This is a genomic window from Psychrobacillus faecigallinarum (genome assembly GCF_014836595.1).
GTDB classification, from domain to species: Bacteria; Bacillota; Bacilli; order Bacillales_A; family Planococcaceae; genus Psychrobacillus; species Psychrobacillus faecigallinarum.
Map to the genome: position 1 here is coordinate 1 of NZ_JACSQO010000010.1, position 19,721 is coordinate 19,721.

Annotated in this window: 18 protein-coding genes and 1 rRNA gene; 8 read left to right on the forward strand and 11 right to left on the reverse strand. The window is 36.9% G+C overall.

Annotated features, from left to right (window positions below; genetic code table 11):
* Positions 1-75, reverse strand: a 16S ribosomal RNA gene (locus tag H9650_RS16405); the annotation flags it as partial.
* A 608-nt stretch (positions 76-683) separates the two neighbouring features.
* On the opposite strand from H9650_RS16405, the gene H9650_RS16410 reads away from it, so the two are divergent.
* Complete coding sequence (locus tag H9650_RS16410; RefSeq protein WP_144538594.1) at positions 684-1,406, forward strand: MgtC/SapB family protein; 723 nt, start codon at positions 684-686, stop codon at positions 1,404-1,406.
* Positions 1,407-1,422: 16 nt separating this feature from the next.
* A complete protein-coding gene (locus H9650_RS16415; protein ID WP_191697668.1) occupies positions 1,423-2,418 on the forward strand; it encodes a cation diffusion facilitator family transporter in 996 nt (331 codons plus the stop codon).
* A 152-nt stretch (positions 2,419-2,570) separates the two neighbouring features.
* Here H9650_RS16415 and H9650_RS16420 read toward each other — a convergent pair whose 3' ends face one another.
* From H9650_RS16420 to pruA, 4 genes are all read right to left on the reverse strand, one after another.
* Positions 2,571-3,734 (reverse strand): iron-containing alcohol dehydrogenase, encoded by a 1,164-nt coding sequence (locus H9650_RS16420; RefSeq protein ID WP_191697669.1) that lies wholly within the window; start codon positions 3,732-3,734, stop codon positions 2,571-2,573.
* 75 nt (positions 3,735-3,809) lie between these two features.
* Positions 3,810-5,054 carry a Glu/Leu/Phe/Val family dehydrogenase gene (locus H9650_RS16425; protein WP_144538597.1) on the reverse strand — a complete coding sequence of 415 codons (1,245 nt, stop codon included), beginning with the start codon at positions 5,052-5,054 and terminating at the stop codon, positions 3,810-3,812.
* Positions 5,055-5,137: 83 nt separating this feature from the next.
* Positions 5,138-6,331 (reverse strand): ornithine--oxo-acid transaminase, encoded by a 1,194-nt coding sequence (locus tag H9650_RS16430; protein ID WP_144538598.1) that lies wholly within the window; start codon positions 6,329-6,331, stop codon positions 5,138-5,140.
* A gap of 76 nt (positions 6,332-6,407) precedes the next feature.
* Entirely contained in the window at positions 6,408-7,952 is a 1,545-nt protein-coding gene (pruA, locus tag H9650_RS16435; protein ID WP_144538599.1) for an L-glutamate gamma-semialdehyde dehydrogenase, read from the reverse strand.
* A 136-nt stretch (positions 7,953-8,088) separates the two neighbouring features.
* Between pruA and H9650_RS16440 the strand changes: the two genes are divergently transcribed.
* On the forward strand, positions 8,089-9,399 hold the full coding sequence (locus tag H9650_RS16440; protein ID WP_191697670.1) for a sigma 54-interacting transcriptional regulator: 1,311 nt from the start codon (positions 8,089-8,091) through the stop codon (positions 9,397-9,399).
* A 58-nt stretch (positions 9,400-9,457) separates the two neighbouring features.
* Here the strand turns inward: H9650_RS16440 and yugI are convergent, their stop codons facing one another.
* The 3 genes from yugI to H9650_RS16455 all read right to left on the reverse strand — a co-directional run bounded on the left by yugI (position 9,458) and on the right by H9650_RS16455 (position 11,681).
* Positions 9,458-9,832, reverse strand: coding sequence for a S1 domain-containing post-transcriptional regulator GSP13 (gene yugI, locus H9650_RS16445; RefSeq protein ID WP_151113365.1), 375 nt, complete (start codon positions 9,830-9,832; stop codon positions 9,458-9,460).
* A gap of 102 nt (positions 9,833-9,934) precedes the next feature.
* On the reverse strand, positions 9,935-11,134 hold the full coding sequence (locus H9650_RS16450) for a hypothetical protein (RefSeq protein WP_191697671.1): 1,200 nt from the start codon (positions 11,132-11,134) through the stop codon (positions 9,935-9,937).
* Positions 11,124-11,681: an RNA polymerase sigma factor gene (locus H9650_RS16455; RefSeq protein ID WP_191697672.1), complete on the reverse strand. Its 558-nt coding sequence runs from the start codon at positions 11,679-11,681 to the stop codon at positions 11,124-11,126. Before H9650_RS16455 ends, H9650_RS16450 begins: the two co-directional genes overlap by 11 nt.
* 192 nt (positions 11,682-11,873) lie before the next feature.
* Here H9650_RS16455 and H9650_RS16460 point away from each other — a divergent pair, with 192 nt between their 5' ends.
* Complete coding sequence (locus H9650_RS16460) at positions 11,874-13,211, forward strand: sodium-dependent transporter (protein WP_144538604.1); 1,338 nt, start codon at positions 11,874-11,876, stop codon at positions 13,209-13,211.
* A gap of 132 nt (positions 13,212-13,343) precedes the next feature.
* Positions 13,344-13,556, forward strand: a complete 213-nt coding sequence (locus H9650_RS16465; RefSeq protein WP_144538605.1) for a helix-turn-helix domain-containing protein — start codon at positions 13,344-13,346, stop codon at positions 13,554-13,556.
* Between the two features lie 81 nt (positions 13,557-13,637).
* On the opposite strand, the gene H9650_RS16470 is transcribed toward H9650_RS16465, so the two are convergent.
* On the reverse strand, positions 13,638-13,898 hold the full coding sequence (locus H9650_RS16470) for a DUF1871 family protein (protein ID WP_144538606.1): 261 nt from the start codon (positions 13,896-13,898) through the stop codon (positions 13,638-13,640).
* A 76-nt stretch (positions 13,899-13,974) separates the two neighbouring features.
* On the opposite strand from H9650_RS16470, the gene H9650_RS16475 reads away from it, so the two are divergent.
* A complete protein-coding gene (locus H9650_RS16475; protein ID WP_225216135.1) occupies positions 13,975-15,141 on the forward strand; it encodes a MalY/PatB family protein in 1,167 nt (388 codons plus the stop codon).
* A gap of 48 nt (positions 15,142-15,189) precedes the next feature.
* Here the strand turns inward: H9650_RS16475 and H9650_RS16480 are convergent, their stop codons facing one another.
* Together H9650_RS16480 and H9650_RS16485 are read right to left on the reverse strand one after the other, a co-directional pair.
* Entirely contained in the window at positions 15,190-15,417 is a 228-nt protein-coding gene (locus tag H9650_RS16480; RefSeq protein ID WP_144538608.1) for a hypothetical protein, read from the reverse strand.
* Positions 15,418-15,435: 18 nt separating this feature from the next.
* On the reverse strand, positions 15,436-16,182 hold the full coding sequence (locus H9650_RS16485; protein ID WP_154310231.1) for a peptidylprolyl isomerase: 747 nt from the start codon (positions 16,180-16,182) through the stop codon (positions 15,436-15,438).
* Positions 16,183-16,317: 135 nt separating this feature from the next.
* Here H9650_RS16485 and H9650_RS16490 point away from each other — a divergent pair, with 135 nt between their 5' ends.
* Both H9650_RS16490 and H9650_RS16495 read left to right on the forward strand, forming a co-directional pair.
* Positions 16,318-17,553 carry an MFS transporter gene (locus tag H9650_RS16490; protein ID WP_151113355.1) on the forward strand — a complete coding sequence of 412 codons (1,236 nt, stop codon included), beginning with the start codon at positions 16,318-16,320 and terminating at the stop codon, positions 17,551-17,553.
* 154 nt (positions 17,554-17,707) lie between these two features.
* Positions 17,708-19,567 carry a transglycosylase domain-containing protein gene (locus H9650_RS16495; RefSeq protein ID WP_144538611.1) on the forward strand — a complete coding sequence of 620 codons (1,860 nt, stop codon included), beginning with the start codon at positions 17,708-17,710 and terminating at the stop codon, positions 19,565-19,567.
* Positions 19,568-19,721: the final 154 nt, after the last annotated feature.

Sequence of the window (19,721 nt, forward strand, 5' to 3'; positions counted from 1 at the left end):
CATCATTCGCTCGACTTGCATGTATTAGGCACGCCGCCAGCGTTCGTCCTGAGCCAGGATCAAACTCTCCATAATAGCTGGCTGGCGATACACAGCGCATTGCGTTGTCAGCTTCGCTTACTCGGTCAGTCACGTACGTTAGTACGCTCCTTCCCTCGCTCACTTGCTTCCTAGCACTGCACTACGTCTCGTCAGCCAGAAAAAATAGAACTAGTTTAAAAGCTCATTTTGTTTTGCTGGCATCATCATTAAATGATGTCAAAATTGTTTTTGCGTCAATCAAACCGAAGTTTGTTGAACGCTGTATTTCTTAACGTTTTGCATGTTCAGTTTTCAATGTTCATCGCGTCGTTTTGTTTTTGACGACTTTATTAGTATAACTCATTTCAGATTCGCTGTCAAACACTTTTTTTATTTTCTTTCAAGTAGTTTGTCGCTTGTTCCGAAGGACAAGTATTAATATACAACGTAGAGAAACAAAAAGCAATACCTTTTTTTATATTTAATATGATTTTTATTGAATTATTTAATAAAGGATAGTTTTAAATAGCTTTAGCCTTACTTACTATAATATTCTTCATTAATTCAGAACAGGGTGATATTAAATAGAAAAATGGGTATGTAAGTATAAGATTTAAATTTCCACATATTCTTTACTAACTTAATAGAAAGGAGGAACATCCTTGGACTGGGTTCCCTATTTAAATGGATATGGCGAGATATTAATAAAATTAAGTTTCGCGGCAATCCTAAGTTTAGTTATTGGGATTGAAAGAGAACTGAAGAAAAAACCCATTGGTCTAAAAACAAGTATCGTTATAGCCACATTTAGTTGCTTGCTCACATACATATCTATCGAATCGGCATATAAGGCTCATACTGGACACGACGGAGTCAATATAACCATGGATCCTTTACGGTTAGCAGCTCAAATTGTTAGCGGAATCGGTTTTTTAGGGGCCGGGGTTATCCTTCGTAAAGGAAATGATAGCATAAGTGGTCTAACAACAGCAGCCATGATTTGGGGAGCTGGGGGAATTGGGATTGCTGTGGGAGCAGGATTTTATTTGGAGGCATCCTTATCTGTTGTGATTGTACTAATAGGTATAGAAGTAATCCCTCCCCTCTTATCTAAAATAGGTCCAAAGCGATTAAGATCGAAAGAGTTATCATTGAAGGTAATTGTTTCAGAGCAAGAAAACATTTCTAAAATGTATTATCACTTAAAAGACCAAGGCTTTTATATTGATAGCATTCGAATAAAAGACATTCCATTAGAGAATGATGAAATCAAGCATGAGCTTCATATTCGTTTGTCTATACTTACTAAAAAGAATACGGTAGAATTTTATCATTCGATAGCAAATTTAGAATTTATCGAAACTCTTGAATTAGAATCTATTTAACAAAAGGAGTAATTATATGGGACAGTTTTTTACTTTATTAAAGGGTGGTAACAAACCATCCTTGATTGCAGCAATTGTAAATACAATAATAGCAGCATTAAAAGGCGGAGCATTTTTTCTAACTGGAAACGTAGCTATGTTTGCAGAAATGATGCATTCCATCGGGGATGCAGCTAACCAGTTTTTTGTGTTTATAGGATCAGCACTTTCTAAAAAGGCGCCAACTCCTAAGTTTCCAAATGGCTTTGGACGATTGGTCAATCTTGTTTGTTTAGGTGCAGTAATACTTGTAGGAATCCTCTCATATGAAACGATCAAAGAAGGATGGCATCATATCCAACATCCTGTAGCATCTGGAGGGCTTGCAATTAGTTTAACCGTTCTTGGGATTGCGATAATCCTTGAATTTGCGGTTTTATACAAAGCAGGAAAAGAAATCTTGCATGAAGTTGGCATAAAAGGATCTATTTTAGCTCCGCTTACTACGAGCTTTGCACATTTAAAAAGAGCAAAACCAGCTACAAAACTTGTATTTATGGAGGATTTAGTTGCAACTTCTGGTGGTATTTTAGCTTTTGTAGCAGTTCTGATCTCTCATTTCACAGGATTTTTACAAGCAGAAGGTATTGCTTCTATCCTTATCGGACTAATGATGTTTTACGTAGTAGGTAAAGTATTCTTAGATAATGCACGAGGCGCTCTTGGGGAAACAGATGAACAAATGCTCGTTCATATTGCGCATCTTGTTTCTGATGTAAAGGAAGTAAAAGATATTCAAGAGCTAGAGGTAATAAAAGAAGGAGAGTTTCTTCACGTTACTCTAGTAGCTGAAATAGACGCTTCGCTATCCTTTGCAACAGTAGATGATATTCATGATGTTTTAAAGGATTTAATACTAAGCCAACAAGGAGTATCCGATGTGACTATCTCCTTTGACGAGGACGACGGAGTTAAAACGTGGAATCATCATAAAGATTCAAAAACAGTTTTAAAAACAAATGACAAGAAATAAATCTTCCATTAAGTATTACTCTTTTATATAAGAGGTGGTATGTCAAGCTATGATTTAACATAATAAAGGCAAGAATGTTGGGTTAACAGCATTCTTGCCTTTTAAAATTCACTTTTTTATTGATGAAAAAAGATAAAAACTCAACCGCAGTCTTACAGACAAGCTGTTAATATAACTTTTGTATCTTCTGCATTTAACTTATTAAAATTGCCATACTCACCACGTGCCATTGCTTTTTCTACCATTAAGTCGATTTGTGAGTCATCAATTTTATAATCAGATAGGTTCACAGGTGCCCCTAACGAAGCCCAGAAAGAAGATAATCTTTCAATACCCTCTAAACCAATTTCCTCCGGCGTCTTACCTGAAGGATCCACATGGAAGACTTTAGTAGCAAGCTTTGCAAAGCGCTCTGGATTTACTTTAAGATTATGTCGCATCCATCTCGGGAAAATAATTGCCAATCCGCCTGCATGGGGAATGTCATACACAGCTGAGACAGCATGTTCAATGTTATGGCTCGCCCAATCACCGTTATAACCCATTTGTAGAAAACCATTTAAGCCTAGAGTTCCCGCAAATAGGATAGTTTCTCTTAATTCATAGTTTTCTAGGTCGGTAATTAGTTTAGGAGCAGCATCTATAACTGTACGTAGAGCGCCCTCAATCATTTCATCTTGAAGAGGTGTGTTAGTCGCGTTATGATAATATTGCTCAAACATATGAGACATCATATCAACAATCCCATAAACCGTTTGGTCTAGAGGAACTGTGAAAGTGTTCACTGGGTCTAATATAGAGAATTTAGGGAAAACTAGCGGGCTCCCCCAGCCGTATTTTTCTAACGTTTCTTCATTTGTAATTACCGAACCTGAGTTCATTTCGGAGCCAGTTGCGGCTAAAGTTAAAACAGTACCAAAAGGTAGTGCTTCTTCTGGGAAGGCTTTACGTGTAACTAAGTCCCATGGATCCCCATCATACTTAGCAGCAGCAACAATAAGCTTCGTGCAGTCTATTACAGACCCACCTCCGACTGCAAGTACTACTTCAATTCCTTCTGCCTTACAAAGATCTGCTCCTCGTTTTGCAGTAGATAGTCTTGGATTTGGCTCTACTCCTGACAGTTCAAAGATTTCCATACCTGCCTCATTTAAATAATTCATTACTTCGTCGTATAAACTATTTTTTTTAATGCTTCCGCCGCCGTATACTACCAATACCTTTTTACCGAATACAGAAAGCTCAGTAGGAAGCTTTGCTAGTTGACCTTTACCAAAAATCAGTTTGACCGGATTATAAAAAGAAAATGCATTCATATGTTAATCCCCTTTCTTTACCTTTTCATCATATAAAAAACCGCTTGTAAAATACAAGCGGTTCAACTTATCGGGTTATACCCATCCACGGAAGCGTGAAGCTTCAGCAGTTCTGCGTACACCAACCATATATGCAGCTAAACGCATATCGATATTACGAGTAGTAGCTACTTCATAAATATTCTCAAATGCATCTACCATTTTCTTCACTAACTTGTCGTTAACTTCTTCTTCTGTCCAGTAGTAGCCTTGGTTATTTTGTACCCACTCAAAGTAAGATACAGTTACCCCACCTGCACTAGCTAATACGTCAGGGACTAATAGGATTCCTCTTTCGTATAGAATTCTAGTAGCTTCTGAAGTAGTTGGACCATTTGCTGCTTCTACTACTATATTAGCTTTGATGTTGTGAGCATTATCAGAAGTAATTTGGTTTTCGATAGCAGCAGGCACTAAAATATCACAATCTAATTCTAATAATTCTTCATTAGAAATAGTATTTTCAAACAAAGTCGTTACAGTTCCAAAGCTATCACGGCGATCTAATAAATAATCTATATCTAAGCCATTAGGGTCATGTAAAGCACCGTAAGCATCAGAAATACCAATTACTTTTGCACCTTGATCGCTCAAGAACTTAGCAAGGAAGCTTCCTGCGTTTCCGAAACCTTGGATAACCACTCTAGCACCCATCATATCAATGCCGCGTTTCTTCGCTGCTTCATTAATAATAATAGTAACACCTTGTGCAGTTGCACGGTCACGACCTTGAGATCCACCAAGAACTAAAGGTTTACCCGTGATAAATCCTGGTGAGTTGAATTGGTCCATACGACTATATTCATCCATCATCCATGCCATAATTTGCGCATTTGTGAAAACGTCTGGAGCAGGGATATCTTTTGTTGGTCCGACAATTTGACTAATTGCACGAACATATCCACGACTTAGGCGTTCGATTTCTCCCATAGACATCTCACGTGGGTCACAAGCAACCCCACCTTTACCTCCACCATACGGAAGGTCAACAATTCCAGCTTTTAATGTCATCCACATAGAAAGTGCTTTCATTTCTTCAGGAGTTACGCCTGGGTGAAAACGAACTCCACCTTTTGTTGGTCCGACTGCATCGTTATGTTGGGAACGGTAACCAGTAAATACTTTAACAGTATTGTCATCCATTCTTACTGGAATTCTTACCTCTAACATACGAAGTGGTTCTTTTAACAAGTCATACATTGCATCGTCGTAGCCTAATTTTTGCAAAGCCTCTTTAATGACAGCCTGCGTTGATGTGAACAGGTTTAGATTTTCAGCCATTTATTATTTCGCCTCTTTAATTCATAATGATTTCATCGGAGATTATTGTAACACAATTCATTTACAAATTGGGAAACAATTAGTTAAATTGTAAATACTTTTTTAATTTTCTCAATTGACCAGTCAAGTTCCTCTTTTGTAATGATTAAAGGTGGTGCGAAACGGATAACTGTATCGTGAGTTTCTTTACATAATAATCCTAGTTCTTTTAGTTCTTCACAATAAGGTCTTGCTGCTTCAGTCAATTCCATACCGATAAACAAACCACGACCACGTACTTCTTTAATAGAAGGATGATTAATGTCTCTTAAAGCATCCATAAAATAATTTCCTAATTCTAATGAACGATCAGCAAGCTTCTCGTCAATCAACACGTCAAGTGCAGCAAGAGAAACAGCACAAGCCATAGGGTTACCACCGAAAGTAGAGCCATGTGAACCTGGATTAAATACTTCTAGAACATCACGGTTAGCTACTATACATGAGATAGGGAATACTCCTCCGCCTAGTGCTTTACCTAAGATGTACATATCCGGATCGATATCTTCCCATTCACATGCAAACATTTTACCTGTGCGGCATAATCCAGCTTGAATTTCATCTGCGATAAATAATACATTATTTTCTCGACATAATTCACGTGCAGCCTTCATAAATCCTTCTGGAGGAATAATGATTCCAGCTTCGCCTTGGATAGGTTCGATTAAGAATGCAGCTGTGTTTGGAGTAATTGCTTGCTTAAGTGCTTCAATATCCCCGTAAGGAATTAGTTTAATCCCTGGAAGCATTGGTCCGAATCCACGTTTGTATTCTGGGTCTGACGATAAAGAAACCGCTCCCATAGTTCTGCCGTGGAAGTTACCGTTACAAGCAATGATTTCTGCTTGATCATCAGCAACACCTTTTACATCATACGCCCATCTGCGAGCAGCCTTAAATGCTGTTTCTACAGCTTCAGCTCCTGTATTCATCGGTAAAACCATTTCTTTTTTCGTTAATTGACTTACTTTTTCATACCATGGACCTAACTGGTCGTTATGGAACGCACGAGAAGTTAAAGTAACACGATCTGCTTGGTCTTTTAACGCTTGAATAATTTTAGGATGACGATGTCCTTGGTTTACAGCTGAGTATGCAGATAGCATATCCATGTATTTATTACCCTCTGGATCCTTTACCCAAACACCTTCAGCTTCAGACACAACGATTGGTAGTGGATTGTAATTGTGTGCACCGTATTTTTCTGTTTGTTCAATTACTTTACTAGATACTGACATTCATTTTCCCCCTATTAAATGAAATGGCCAGACAAACCAGTTGTTTGGCCATTTCATAAGATTTGTTTAAAAAATATTAAAGCATTTCAGAAGTTGTTTTAGCTTGCATATGAAGTTGAATGTAGTCTGGTCCACCAGCTTTAGAGTCAGTTCCAGACATGTTGAATCCACCAAATGGTTGGTATCCAACGATAGCTCCAGTACATCCACGGTTGAAGTATAAGTTACCTACGTGGAAGTCTTCACGCGCTTTTTCTAAGTTCATGCGGTTATTAGTAATAACGGCACCCGTTAAACCATATTCCGTGTTGTTAGCAATTTCAATCGCTTCATCAAAATCTTTTGCTTTAGAAATACCAAGGATTGGTCCAAAAATTTCTTCTTGCATAATGCGAGAAGTTGGAGATAGATCTGCAAATACAGTAGGTTGAATGAAGTAACCTTTTGAATCGTCACCTTCTCCACCAGTGATTAAGCGACCTTCTTCTTTACCAACTGGGATATAGCTCATGATTTTTTTGAATGCAGAAGCATCGATTACTGGACCTACAAAATGCTCATCTTCGTCTGGAATACCTACAGTTAACTCATTCGTTAACTCTTTTACACGATCCACTACTTGGTCATATACATCTTCAAGGATTACAGCACGTGAACCAGCCGAGCATTTTTGTCCGCTAAAACCAAATGCTGATCGTACGATTGATTGAGCAGCTAATTCTAAATCAGCATCTTTATCTACAACGATTGTGTCTTTACCGCCCATTTCAAGAATTGTACGTTTAATCCAGATTTGCTTTTCAGCTAATTTAGCTGATTTTTCTACAATTCCTAAACCAACGTCACGAGATCCTGTAAAGCTGATTAAACGAGTACGTGGGTGTTCAACTAAGAAATCACCAATTTCAGCACCTGAACCAGGGATGAAGTTAACAACGCCCGCTGGCATTCCAGCTTCTTCTAGAACTTCTACAAACTTATAAGCAACAACAGGAGTAGTAGAAGCTGGTTTTAATAATACTGTATTACCAGCAACCATAGCTGCTACAGTAGTACCAGCCATGATAGCAAATGGGAAGTTCCAAGGAGAGATAACAACAGAAACTCCTAATGGAATATAGTCATAACGATTGTATTCACCTGGACGGCTTTCCACAGGTTGGCCTTCTTTAAGACGTAGCATTTGACGTCCATAATATTCTAAGAAGTCAATTCCTTCAGCAACCTCTACATCAGCTTCCACCCATGTTTTCCCTGCTTCTCTTGATAATAAAGCGGAGAATTCAAATTTACGGCGACGAATGATTGCCGCTGCTTTGAAAAGTACATCTGCGCGTACTTCTGGTTTTACTTTTTTCCATGTGTTGAATGTTTCATCAGCAATTTTAAGTGCTTTTTCTGCGATTTCTTGAGAAGCTTTTGATACTTTACCAATTACCTCTTCTTTTTTTGCTGGATTATAAGAAACAATTTTGCTTTCAGTAGTAATTCTTTCTCCACCAACGATTAATGGGAAATCTTGACCTAAATATGCGTCAACAATTTTATATCCTTCTTTTATTGCTTTTTTATTTTCTTCTTTTGAAAAATCTGTAAATGCTTCGTGTTTATAAGGTATCATGTAAATCCTCCTTTAAATGTTAGCGCAAAAAAAATTTGCACTACTAATACTACTTCACTTATAATAATGCAAAAGATTGTTGCGTTTTTCAAGTATAATTAACTAAAATGTTAAATATTTTTTTGAGGTGATTAATTTGACCAGTACTTTTAGTAAGTTGCTCCCCTTTTACAAATTCGCTACAGAGCAAGTCACTGTAGGCATTCATGCAATAGATTTAATGGGAAAAACGATTATATACAATGAAAAAATGAAAGAAATCGAAGGTTTGAATTCGATGGATGTAGAAGATCGTTCTATCCTAGAACTTTTTCAATTCGAACAACATGAAAGTACCTTATTAAAAGTTCTACATAGCGAAAAGCCAGTCCTAAGAGTAAAACAGACCTATTGGAGTAGGAATGGTCAAGAAATCACCACTATTAACGATACATATCCTGTTTTTGAAGATGGTGTCTTAATAGGGGCGATTGAATTTTCACGAGATATCACGGCTCTGGAAAAGCTATTATTTCAGCCTTTAAAGAGATATAACGAGGCAATCACACTTTCCTCTATCACAGCAGAATCTAAAATCATGAAGGACGTAAAGGAACGCTCAATAAAAGCAGCCAATGTACGAATGCCTATCCTGCTTATTGGAGAAGCTGGGACAGGAAAGGATTTAATAGCGGAAGCAATACATCATCAGCTTTCTCCACAAAACGAGCAATTTATAACGCTTTATTGTTATAGTGCGGACGATCAAATAATTTATAAATTCGAACAAGAAATAAAAAGCCTGCATAACTGCACTATATTTTGTGAAAGAATAGATTTATTATCCATCGATTTACAAAATAAATTATTTGAAATTTTAAAAGAAAATAGCTCTAACCACAATCTGTATATCGCTAGTATTGGAGAAGATCCGATTGACCTAGTTTATAATAACCAGTTGGTTAAAGAGCTATATTATTACTTTGCGTCTATTTCTATTAATATTCCGCCGCTTCGTGAACGAACAGAGGATATTATGCCCTTTATACATGATTACTTCCAGCGACATTTGAATCGGTACGCGTCTACTCTTGAAGACATAGATCCACAGGTAATAAAAGCTTTTAAAACCTATGACTGGCCAGGTAACTTAAAGGAATTGGAGCTTTTATTAGACGAAATCACTTCTATGATTACAACAGAGAGAACATTAAGTTTCGATATGCTGCCACTCCATTTCAAATTAAAAATTCAGGATATGGATGGATCAATGAAAAATGCCGAGGACTTTGTCATCTCTCCAGAGAGAGATATCCTTCCTCTAGACGAATACTTAAGAGAAGCGGAAACGTATTATTTACAAAAGGCTTTAGAAAAATACAATAACAATGTCACTAAAGCTGCGGAGGCATTGGGAATGAGTAGGCAGAATCTACAGTACCGATTACGTAAAATAAGAAAAGTTTAAATTTTACATGATAAAAAAAAGGTGGAGAAGGATATGATCCTTCTTCACCTTTCCTTTATTATTGGATGGATTGTTTAATCCACCCTGCTAGCTTTTCCTTCAATGTATTAAAGCCTTCTTCATCATGCTCATCGACACGAGCTTGAAGTGATTTACGTGGCTTATCATCACGTTTCGAAGAGGTTGGTTTTTCTTGAAGTTCTCGAATAGAAAGGCTTATTTTACTTGCTTCCTCATCTATTTCTAGAATTTTCACTTCTACTTCCTGACCAACAGTCAAAAACTCTCCTACTTCCTTAACATAGCCATATGTTATTTCTGATATGTGCACTAGACCTTGTGTTTGTTCATCCAGACTAACGAACGCACCATATGGTTGAATACCCGTCACTTTACCAGTAACCACATCTCCTACCTTAAATGTTTTTGTCATATTGCCGTCCTACTTTCTTATCTACGATATAGTCATGTTAAATTATAACATATCAGAAAGTATATGACCAAAAATCACTGAGGTGGCATGGAAGCATGCACTTTACCAATAACGAAGTGAATCATCAATATCACCGTAATCTAAAGCGTCCCAGCTATCTGAATTTGTCCAACCGCTGTTTTCAAATTCGTTTACTATCGGGTTTAATAAAATAAATATGTTGGAACTATTTGATTCACTGACAATATCCTTCCAAATATCTTGATACTCTTTATTTACAGCTCCACTAATGAATACAGGTTTTTCCTTAGTACCCTTTACAACAGCATAAAAAATTTCTGTATAGTATAACTTCAATAAACTCTTATCAATATATAAATCTGAACTGTTCCCTAGCAACATATCTAGGTGCATTAATATTGCTACCGAATCATTCAAGCTATAGGTTAATTCACCTCCATAAGTAAAAGGTTCCTTTTCGAGAATATAATTATATCCAACAAAAGATGGGGCTAATATATTTTTTAATACCGACAACTGTTCCTCATTCATTTTATATTTTATTTTGGTTTCTTCAGAGCTTTGGAAGAGATTTTCTTTTTTTAATGCTGCTAGTTGTTCATCAGTCATTTTGTCCTTTTTTCCAAAGTACTCCCTCAATTCTTTTACCTTACTAGAATAAGCATTAAAAAATTCAGCTGTATCTTCATCAGATACCTTTTGACCTTTACTTTTGACTTCCTGAATCATTTCAGATGGAAGATAGAGAGAATGGATTAATTCATCATATCTAATATTTAATGATTCACTATCAGAAAAGGATGGGACAGAATAGTATAACGAAAAACTACTTTCTTCTGTATAACGTATATATAGAGCATCTGTTTGTTGTATATAAGGCAATTCCGAAAATTCTTCCTCCGTAAGATGTAGCATTTCTCTCCGCTTTTCTCGTTCTTTCGAGTAATTGTTTTTTAGTCTATTAATAAACTCTTGAGAGGCGTCTGCTAATTGAACCTTGCCCTCTCCGTCAATATTTTCTAACTGAGTTGCTATAGAAGACGGTTTTTCGACCTGGAAGCTTGCTCCTATTAATCCAAAGACAAGAATTGCGGCAGCGCTAACAATCCAAGCAGTAACTCGTTGCCAATTAATATTTTTCTTTTGTGCAGAAATCATTTGTGATGCTGATTTTGGGTTTTCTATTTCTTTAAGTATGTGACTTGTGTTTAAAGAAGTAGGTAGTCGCTCATATGAATCTTTCAATAATTCCAAACGTACTTCCAGTTTTTTATCGTCCATGGTTTTCACCTCCACTAATTTGTAGAGCCGATTTCAAATGTCCCTTTGCTCGTAATAATCGAATTTTAATGGTAGACATTGGAACATTCAGTACATCTGCCATTTGTTCATAAGACATGTCATGAAAATAGAAAAGTATAATGGGATGGCGATATTTTTCATCTAATAATTGTATTGCTCCATGGAGCTCTCGATCCTCCTCAAAAACAAGGACCTTTTCCTCGGCAGACTTCATTATATAGTGGTCAGGCGATACTCCTTGAAGCCTTACCTCTTTTTGCGCTTCCTTCGTTTCCTTGCGGTAATAGTCTCTTGTTGCATTTAATGTAATTTTATATAACCAGGTTGTGAAACGCTCCTTTTGAAATTGATGAAGGAAACGATACAATTTTACAAACACTTCCTGTGTCACATCTGGTATATCTTGAACTCGCACTCCACATTGAAAGGCAAATTTTTCTACTGTTCGATGATGTAAGCGAATGAGTTCCCCGTATGCTTGCTGATCGCCCTGTTGTGCAAGTTCGATCAATTCGTTCTCAACCATTGCTCCACCCCGCTCTCTCTCTTTTGCTATAAGTGATACGAAAGATGCCAGCTAAATGTTACATCTATCTGTATACTTTTATCTTACTTGCACATATTAACAATTCACATTTATAGATTTAGCGTTTATTTTTCATTAACAAAATAGTATACTATCCCTTTAAAGCGTTAAAGCGTTGAAGGAGGAATACATATGAAAACTCGAGATCACTTCGGGTCGAAAATTGGATTTATATTGGCTGCGGCCGGAAGTGCCATTGGATTAGGGGCGATTTGGAAGTTTCCCTATATGGCAGGAACTAATGGTGGTGGCGTCTTTGTATTGCTCTTCATCCTATGTACACTTCTTATTGGATTACCAATTTTACTAGCTGAATTTATCATAGGAAGAAAGGGACAGGCAGATGCAGTAACTGGATTTAAAAAATTGGCACCTAAAAAGCCATGGTTTTTAATCGGATGGTCTGGCTTCTTCTTTTCGTTTATAATACTCTCATTTTATAGTGTAGTTGGTGGCTGGATTTTATCTTACTTGTTCCGTTCTATTACTCTTAGCTTAAACGGGAGTGCAGATAATTTCTATGAGGACTTATTTAATACGGTCATATCAAATCCTTGGGAAGTGTTAATTGGACAAGGAGTATTTATACTCTTAACTTTGTGGATTGTTTCAGGAGGCATCAAGGGAGGAATTGAGAAAGCTAGTAAGTGGATGATGCCCTTACTTCTCATCTTCTTTGTGGTTCTAGCCATACGTTCACTGACTCTTGATGGAGCTATTGAAGGAGTTAAGTTTTTATTAATACCGGATTGGTCTTATTTTACGTGGGAAACTGCCCTGCTTGCATTGGGTCAGGCATTCTTTTCTCTCAGTGTCGGTGTTTCTGGGATGATTACCTATGCATCCTACTTACCAAAGGGAACTAATTTAGGAAATTCGGCTCTTAGTGTTTCCTTACTGAATATAGGTATTTCTATCATGGCAGGTCTCGTAATATTCCCTGCAGTTTTCGCTTTGGGTTTTTCTCCAGACGCTGGTCCTGGATTAGTATTCATCATTCTACCAGCAGTGTTTGAACAAATTATTTTCGGGCAATTCTTTTTAATAATATTCTTTATCCTGTTATTATTTGCCACGTTAACGTCTTCCATCAGTATGTTAGAGATCGTTGTGTCCATTGGTATTAAGTCGAATTATGATCGAAGAAAACGTGCTGCTTGGATCTCGGGCTTTTTAATTTTCCTTGTTGGAATTCCAAGTGCTCTTTCTTTTGGTGTTCTTCAAGATATTAAAATCCTAGACTTGTCGATTTTTGATTTTGCTGATTTCCTGACTAGTAGCATTGGTTTACCTTTAGGGGCACTTTTTATATCAATTTTTGCTGGATTCCACTTCTCTAAAGATGACATTTCCAAGGAGATTGGTTCTAGAGCTGTTCTTTTAAACGGTTGGAGAATTATTGTACGCTATGCTGCACCAGTAGCAATTTTAATTGTATTTATTCAAGGGGTTATGAATGTTCTTAAATAGGACAAATATCCTTTAGGCTAGTAAATTAAAAATTGTACTTTTTCTGACAATACATTAAAACAGGTTCCAAAAAAAAATGTGCTATAATATGATATAAGATGTGAAGAATTTTTAAAGAGGTGGACAGAAATCATGAAAAAAGAATTGCATAAGCAGTTGCGACAACTAAGAGAAGAACGCAATATTTCTTTAGAAACACTTTCCTTAAAAACAAGAATCGGCGCTGGAAAATTGGAAGCGTACGAGTCTGGTAGTGAAATTCCTTCAACACAAACTATTTTAAAGCTATCTAACGCATTAGAAGTACCTGCATCCAACTTAATGGACGGCCTGCAAGAAGTGTAAAATAAAAGCTTTCGATTCATTGGAATCGAAAGCTTTTTCTTGTTATTACTCTTTTTATCTAGCATTATAGGAAGTGAGTAATTAAATAATACACTTCATTTCATATTTTAAAGCAATAAGTTTGTAAGAGATCTCCACGCATTTTTCTAGTGGAATCCATTGTTCAAAGGAATGCTCGTAAACTTCTTGAATTTTTCTAGCAAGCTCTGAAGGATGGTCGATATCGTGCAGAGAAGCTACAACATCGGCGATCTCTGTTTCGTAAGCATCAATTCCGAACTTGAAAGGATCCCACTCTTGAAGTAACCAAACTGCTTTTCTATTCATCTCTATAGTATCCATTATTTTTTCACCTTACTACTTTTATTAGTTAGGGTTATAATAACACAATAAGTTAAAAATGAAAGGGGATTTTATTTTGTCAGATTTTTCTACTATTTTTAATCGTCGTAACACTTTTTCCGTGAAATGGGATATGTTAAAACAAGTATATGCTATTGAGGATGATGCGGATGTACTTCCAATGTGGGTAGCAGATATGGATTTTAGTTTAGCACCAGTAATACAGCAAGCCATACATAAGCGTCTAGAGCATCCTGTTTTTGGATACTCAATTACCCCTGAAGCAGTGAAGGATGCATTATCTTCTTGGGTATATACTAAACACCAACTAGAAATAGAAAACGAATGGATTCTCTTACGTCATGGGGTTATTCCAGGAATGGCCGAAGTGGTTGAGGCTTTCTCAGAAATAGGAGATAAAGTACTTGTACACACTCCAATTTATCCTCCCTTTAAAGGTATACCGAATACTTTAGAAAGAGAGGTTGTTACTTGTCGCTTAAAGGAAAAAGGTAACTCCTTTGAATTGGATTGGGATGCTTTTGAAGAATGCTTACAGCAGGATATAAAAATATTTATACTTTGCAACCCACATAACCCAGGAGGAAAAGTGTGGAGCAAGGAAGATTTAACTAAGATGGCTTCACTATGTAAAATGCATAATGTATTAATACTTTCAGACGAGATACACTCAGATCTTGTCTTTAAACCAAATAAACATGTTCCTCTACTTGTTGCAGCAGAAGAAATCGATCATATTATTACTTTCTTTGCACCAACTAAAACGTTTAACTTAGCTGGAATTCAAGGTGCTGCTACCATCGTACCTAATGATGAATTGCGAAAAGCATTAGAAAATAGTGCTGCAAGACGTGGAGACATGGGACTGAATGTCTTCTCCTTAACTGCTATGCAAGCGGCATATGAACACGGAGCTCCATGGCTTGAAGAGTTAATAGATGTTATAGAAGGTAATATGGAGTATGTCATTAAACAATTATCAATTATAGAAGGCATTAAGATTTCTAAACCAGAAGGTAGTTATTTACTATGGATTGATTATCGTGGGACAGGCTTGAATGAGAAAGATATGATGAATCTATTATTAACTAAGGGAAAACTTGCATTAGAGCCTGGAACTAAATATGGAGAAGGCGGAGATGGATTCCTTCGAATGAACGTGGCATGTCCTAGAGCAACAGTAGAAGAAGGAGTTTCGAGATTCAAACATGCATTGTCCTAGCACTAGAGCAAAATAAGCTATGTACTAATATATAAAAAGAAGGTGCCTTCACTCAGAAGGCACCTTCTTTTCCATTTCTTCTTTTCTTGCTTGTAATACTCGTTCTTCTATTTCTTTCGCTTTTGCAGCGTCTCTAGCGGATTTCTTTTTAAACCAACGGAATAATAGCACACATAGAATAAATACTATTATAAACTCTAATACTACTGGTATATATTCGGTTTTATCCTCTGGAAAGTATAAATACAAAAAGCCTAATGAAAGAAAGTTTAACATAGTCTACACTTCCTAACTTTATTTTTGGATAACTTCTATAGACTGAATAAGGACATCTTCTACTGGTTTATCGTTTGCACCAGTTTCTACTTTAGCTATTTCATCGACTACATCCATACCTTCAATAACCTGTCCAAACACCGTATGTTTTTGATCTAAATGCGGTGTTCCGCCATTTTGTTCGTAAGCATTAATAATTTCCTCCGGCCATCCGCCTTTTCTAAGCTGTTCAACGATTCCTTCTTGTAGAGGAGCTTGGACGATAAAAAACTGACTTCCGTTAGTGTTCGGCTGACCCGTGTTCGCCATAGAAAGTGCACCTTTTAAATTGAATAGATTATTAGCAAATTCATCCTCGAATGATTCACCATAAATGCTTTCTCCTCCTGCTCCTGTCCCAGTAGGATCTCCGGTTTGAATCATAAAGTTTTCGATGACCCGATGGAAAATAACGCCTTCATAATATCCTTCTTCTGCTTTAGTTAAAAAGTTTTCCACTGTTTTTGGTGCTTCTTCTGGGAATAGTTTGATTTTTATCGTTCCTAAAGAAGTGTTCATTTGGACTAAAGCTTCATTTTCAGCAACTTCTGTTGAAAGTTGCGGATATGTGATTATTTCTCCCTCTTGTTGGGTATCAGTAGTAACAGCAGTTTCTTGTTCTGCTGTCTCTTTAGTAGCGTCTTTTTCTTTATCGGATGAGTCGCTTCCACAAGCTGTTATAAAAAGTAGTGTAAATAAATTCAATAAAATTATTTTTTTCAACATAATCACCCCAAAACAGTTTAACATAACTAAAAGTAGTTTTCAGTGACAAAGTTTCTAACAATCAACTTTCTTAGTCACCCGAAATGTTTTATACTAAAAGACAGTAGTATGCGACAAGAGAAAGAAGGGATTCCGATGAGCATACAAAAACGAAATTTTATAATCATGTGGTTTTCTATTTTTCTTGTATCCAGTACGATGACAATGATCATGCCTTTCCTTTCATTGTATATTAATACAATGGGTGACTTTACAGACGCCTATGTCCAAAAATGGGCAGGCCTTGTTTTTGGAGCAACCTTTGTATCAGCACTTATTATGTCGCCTATTTGGGGAAGAATAGCAGACAAGTATGGCTACAAACCAATCCTTGTCATAAATGGTTTTGGTATTGCCATAAGTGTCTTTTTAATGGGCTTTATCAACTCAGTCGAGGCATTTTTTGTCCTACGTTTATTCATGGGAGTAGTTACCGGCTTTATCCCTACCTCTTTAGCATTTATCAGCTCTCAAACACCAAAAGAAGTTGCTGGTAAAACAATGGGGACGTTACAAATGGGAAGCGTGTCTGGTACGTTATTCGGTCCTGTAATAGGTGGGTTTATGGCTGATACGTTTGGATTTCAATATACGTTCGTCATTACAGCAACTGCTGTATCTATAGCCGCATTCATGGTTATTTTAGGAATTAGAGAGATGCGACGAGTAAAACCCAAGGATGAGCATGAATATTCAAGAAAGATTGTTGTATCCGGCATTTTTCATCACCGATTAATGTTGAACGTGCTGATGATTAGTTCCCTTATTCAAATTGGGCTTTTTAGTATTCAGCCTCTTCTTTCTTTATACGTCTCTCACTTAACCGATTCAAATGAAGTTGCATTATTGGCAGGAATTACCTTCAGTGCGACAGGTGTAGGAAGTCTGTTATTTGCGAGAATATGGGGTAAGCTAGGAGATTCCATTGGATACGAAAAAGTTTTGTCTACTCTCTTACTAATTGCTTTTATATTTATCGTTCCACAAGCTTTTGTTACAGAGCTGTGGCAACTGATGGTGCTCCGCTTCCTATTTGGTATTGCATCCGGTGGTCTAATACCGATTACCACTGCCTTAATACGTCGGGAGGCGCCAATTGAAGTACAAGGCGAGTTAATGGGCTACAATACAAGCTTCCGATTCCTCGGTAATATCATTGGTCCAATGTTTGGGGGCTTTATTAGTGGTTTTATCGGTATTTCTTCGGTATTTTACGTTACTGGTGCCCTCTTCCTATTGGCATTCTTCATCATCTATTTCGCAAGTAAGAAACCAGTTCAAGATTTTGAAGAAGTGCTCCATGAAGAGGAACTCCATGCAAAAGCACACTGATTACCAAAAGACTTTCGAATTAATCAATTCGAAAGTCTTTTTTTGTAGCTTCCTGTAGATATTCACTAGGTGTTTACTTAGAAAAATTAGCACACTTTTCCAGCGAGATATGTGCTATTCTTTTATGGAGATAACTTGAACTGGAGTGCAAATTATGCGACAAGGTACTGGATTTATTATCATATTATTATGCTTTCCTCTCCTTTGGATTTTATATTCCTTTATCCATACTGAGGTGCTTTCAGCTGCTTCTTTTAATGATGACTTAGAACATTCTATTCAGCTTTCTAACCCTACAATAACTTCTCCAGTTGTCCTCTTAGATAAACAAGGTGAAATATTTTCTGAGGACTATGTGGAATGGAGAGAACCGATAGAGTTAGAAACTATTCCTCTATTTGTTCAGGAGCTATTTATACAGAGTGAGGATGTAGAATTTTATAATCATATTGGCTTTAATTTTACCGCAATCTTCCGAGCAGTTTTTGCAAATGCTTCTTCTCAGGAACGAGAACAAGGAGCTAGCACCATCACTCAGCAGCTAGTCCGCCTACGCTACTTGTCTACTGAAAAAACATATGAAAGAAAGCTAACAGAGTTGCTATATGCACATGAAATGGAAAAACAAACTACTAAAGAAGAAATACTAACTAATTATTTAAATGAGATTTACTTCAGCAACCAGGTATATGGAATTGGGGCAGCTGCCACCTTCTACTTCGGCCGCCCAATAGAAGAATTGAGGGAATCAGAGCTTGCCTTTATCAGTGCTATCCCGAATAATCCAACCATTTATAATCCACTCACTAACTTTGAAGCTACTAAAAAGAGACAAGAGCTTCTAATAGATGTCATGGTCAAAAATGGACGGCTCACTGCCGAGAATGGAGAAAAAATAAAGAAGGAATCAATTGTTCTTTCGACGAAGTTAAAAAAACAACTATACCCTGCCTATAGCACGTTTGTTTTACATGAGCTTGAAAACCTTATAGCACACAACGAGGGATTTAAAGAAAGAATCGCTAACTCACAAAATGAACAGCAAAGGCAATTCCTAGAAAGTGAATTAAAAACCCGTGTCAATGAAGTAATCGCTGGAGGGATAACTATCTCTACAGCTTTGGATCAATCTAAACAAGATTATGATGAACGTTACATTAATAGCCTTTTAAGCAAAACTCCAGAATTACAAGCTGCGTCTGTAGTGATTAACAATGAATCTAGAGAAATTGTAAGTGTATATGGAGGTAAGGATTATAGGAAAATGGATTTTCATCGCGCCTATCAGGCAGTTCGACAACCTGGCTCTGCCTTTAAGCCCTTGCTAGTATACGCTCCATTATTTGAGACAACTACTTATACTCCTGCCAACTCTGTTAATGCAGGTAAGTTATGTATTGGATCCTATTGCCCACAAAATTACGGAGGAGTAGTATATGGAGATGTGACGATTCAAGATGCATTTCGTTTAAGCCATAATACCCCTGCTGTAAGATTATTGGATAAGGTCGGTATTGAAAATGCTTTTGCAAGGTTATCTCCTTTTCAATTTGAATATATACAAAAAGAGGATTATACGTATTCTGCCGCACTAGGAGGATTAACACATGGCGTTACGATAGCAGAAATGGCAGATGCTTATACAAGCTTCATCAACGGAACATATAAACCAGTGCATTCAATAAGAAAAGTTGAAGACAAGCAAGGAAATGTTCTGTATCGATGGGATGAGGATTTTCAAGAAGCTTGGTCGTATAAGACAGCCCAAACGATGAGAGGTTTACTTCAACAGGTGGTCACAAACGGGACTGGAAAAGGAATTCATATTAACTCTTCGTACGTGGGAGCTAAGACAGGCACTACAAATGAATATTATGATTATTGGCTAGCCGGCCTTACAGACACTTATACCTCTGCAGTATGGATTGGATACGATAAACCTAAAAACATGAAATCTATAGAGTCTAACAAAATCCATCATCGTATTTTTAATCAAATTATGAAAACAGATTGAGCTGGGATTTAAGTAGTTTCGTAACACGTAAAAAGAAAAATTGCGACATGCAATTTCACTTTTTGCGTGTTATTTTTGAATTCATCGCCATCGCTCCGTACAACGGCTAGGAAATAGCTTACGAAAAACGAAGCCTTGAATTCTCTAAGGGAGT

What these genes read in the sequence shown, in the direction of transcription:
- H9650_RS16415 (WP_191697668.1), top strand. Translation starts at nt 1,423, where the DNA reads ATGGGACAGTTTTTTACTTTATTAAAGGGTGGTAACAAACCATCCTTG.
- H9650_RS16420 (WP_191697669.1), bottom strand. Translation starts at nt 3,734, where the DNA reads ATGAATGCATTTTCTTTTTATAATCCGGTCAAACTGATTTTTGGTAAA.
- H9650_RS16425 (WP_144538597.1), bottom strand. Translation starts at nt 5,054, where the DNA reads ATGGCTGAAAATCTAAACCTGTTCACATCAACGCAGGCTGTCATTAAA.
- H9650_RS16430 (WP_144538598.1), bottom strand. Translation starts at nt 6,331, where the DNA reads ATGTCAGTATCTAGTAAAGTAATTGAACAAACAGAAAAATACGGTGCA.
- pruA (WP_144538599.1), bottom strand. Translation starts at nt 7,952, where the DNA reads ATGATACCTTATAAACACGAAGCATTTACAGATTTTTCAAAAGAAGAA.
- yugI (WP_151113365.1), bottom strand. Translation starts at nt 9,832, where the DNA reads ATGACAAAAACATTTAAGGTAGGAGATGTGGTTACTGGTAAAGTGACG.
- H9650_RS16450 (WP_191697671.1), bottom strand. Translation starts at nt 11,134, where the DNA reads ATGGACGATAAAAAACTGGAAGTACGTTTGGAATTATTGAAAGATTCA.
- H9650_RS16455 (WP_191697672.1), bottom strand. Translation starts at nt 11,681, where the DNA reads ATGGTTGAGAACGAATTGATCGAACTTGCACAACAGGGCGATCAGCAA.
- H9650_RS16460 (WP_144538604.1), top strand. Translation starts at nt 11,874, where the DNA reads ATGAAAACTCGAGATCACTTCGGGTCGAAAATTGGATTTATATTGGCT.
- H9650_RS16465 (WP_144538605.1), top strand. Translation starts at nt 13,344, where the DNA reads ATGAAAAAAGAATTGCATAAGCAGTTGCGACAACTAAGAGAAGAACGC.
- H9650_RS16470 (WP_144538606.1), bottom strand. Translation starts at nt 13,898, where the DNA reads ATGGATACTATAGAGATGAATAGAAAAGCAGTTTGGTTACTTCAAGAG.
- H9650_RS16480 (WP_144538608.1), bottom strand. Translation starts at nt 15,417, where the DNA reads ATGTTAAACTTTCTTTCATTAGGCTTTTTGTATTTATACTTTCCAGAG.
- H9650_RS16485 (WP_154310231.1), bottom strand. Translation starts at nt 16,182, where the DNA reads ATGTTGAAAAAAATAATTTTATTGAATTTATTTACACTACTTTTTATA.
- H9650_RS16490 (WP_151113355.1), top strand. Translation starts at nt 16,318, where the DNA reads ATGAGCATACAAAAACGAAATTTTATAATCATGTGGTTTTCTATTTTT.
- H9650_RS16495 (WP_144538611.1), top strand. Translation starts at nt 17,708, where the DNA reads ATGCGACAAGGTACTGGATTTATTATCATATTATTATGCTTTCCTCTC.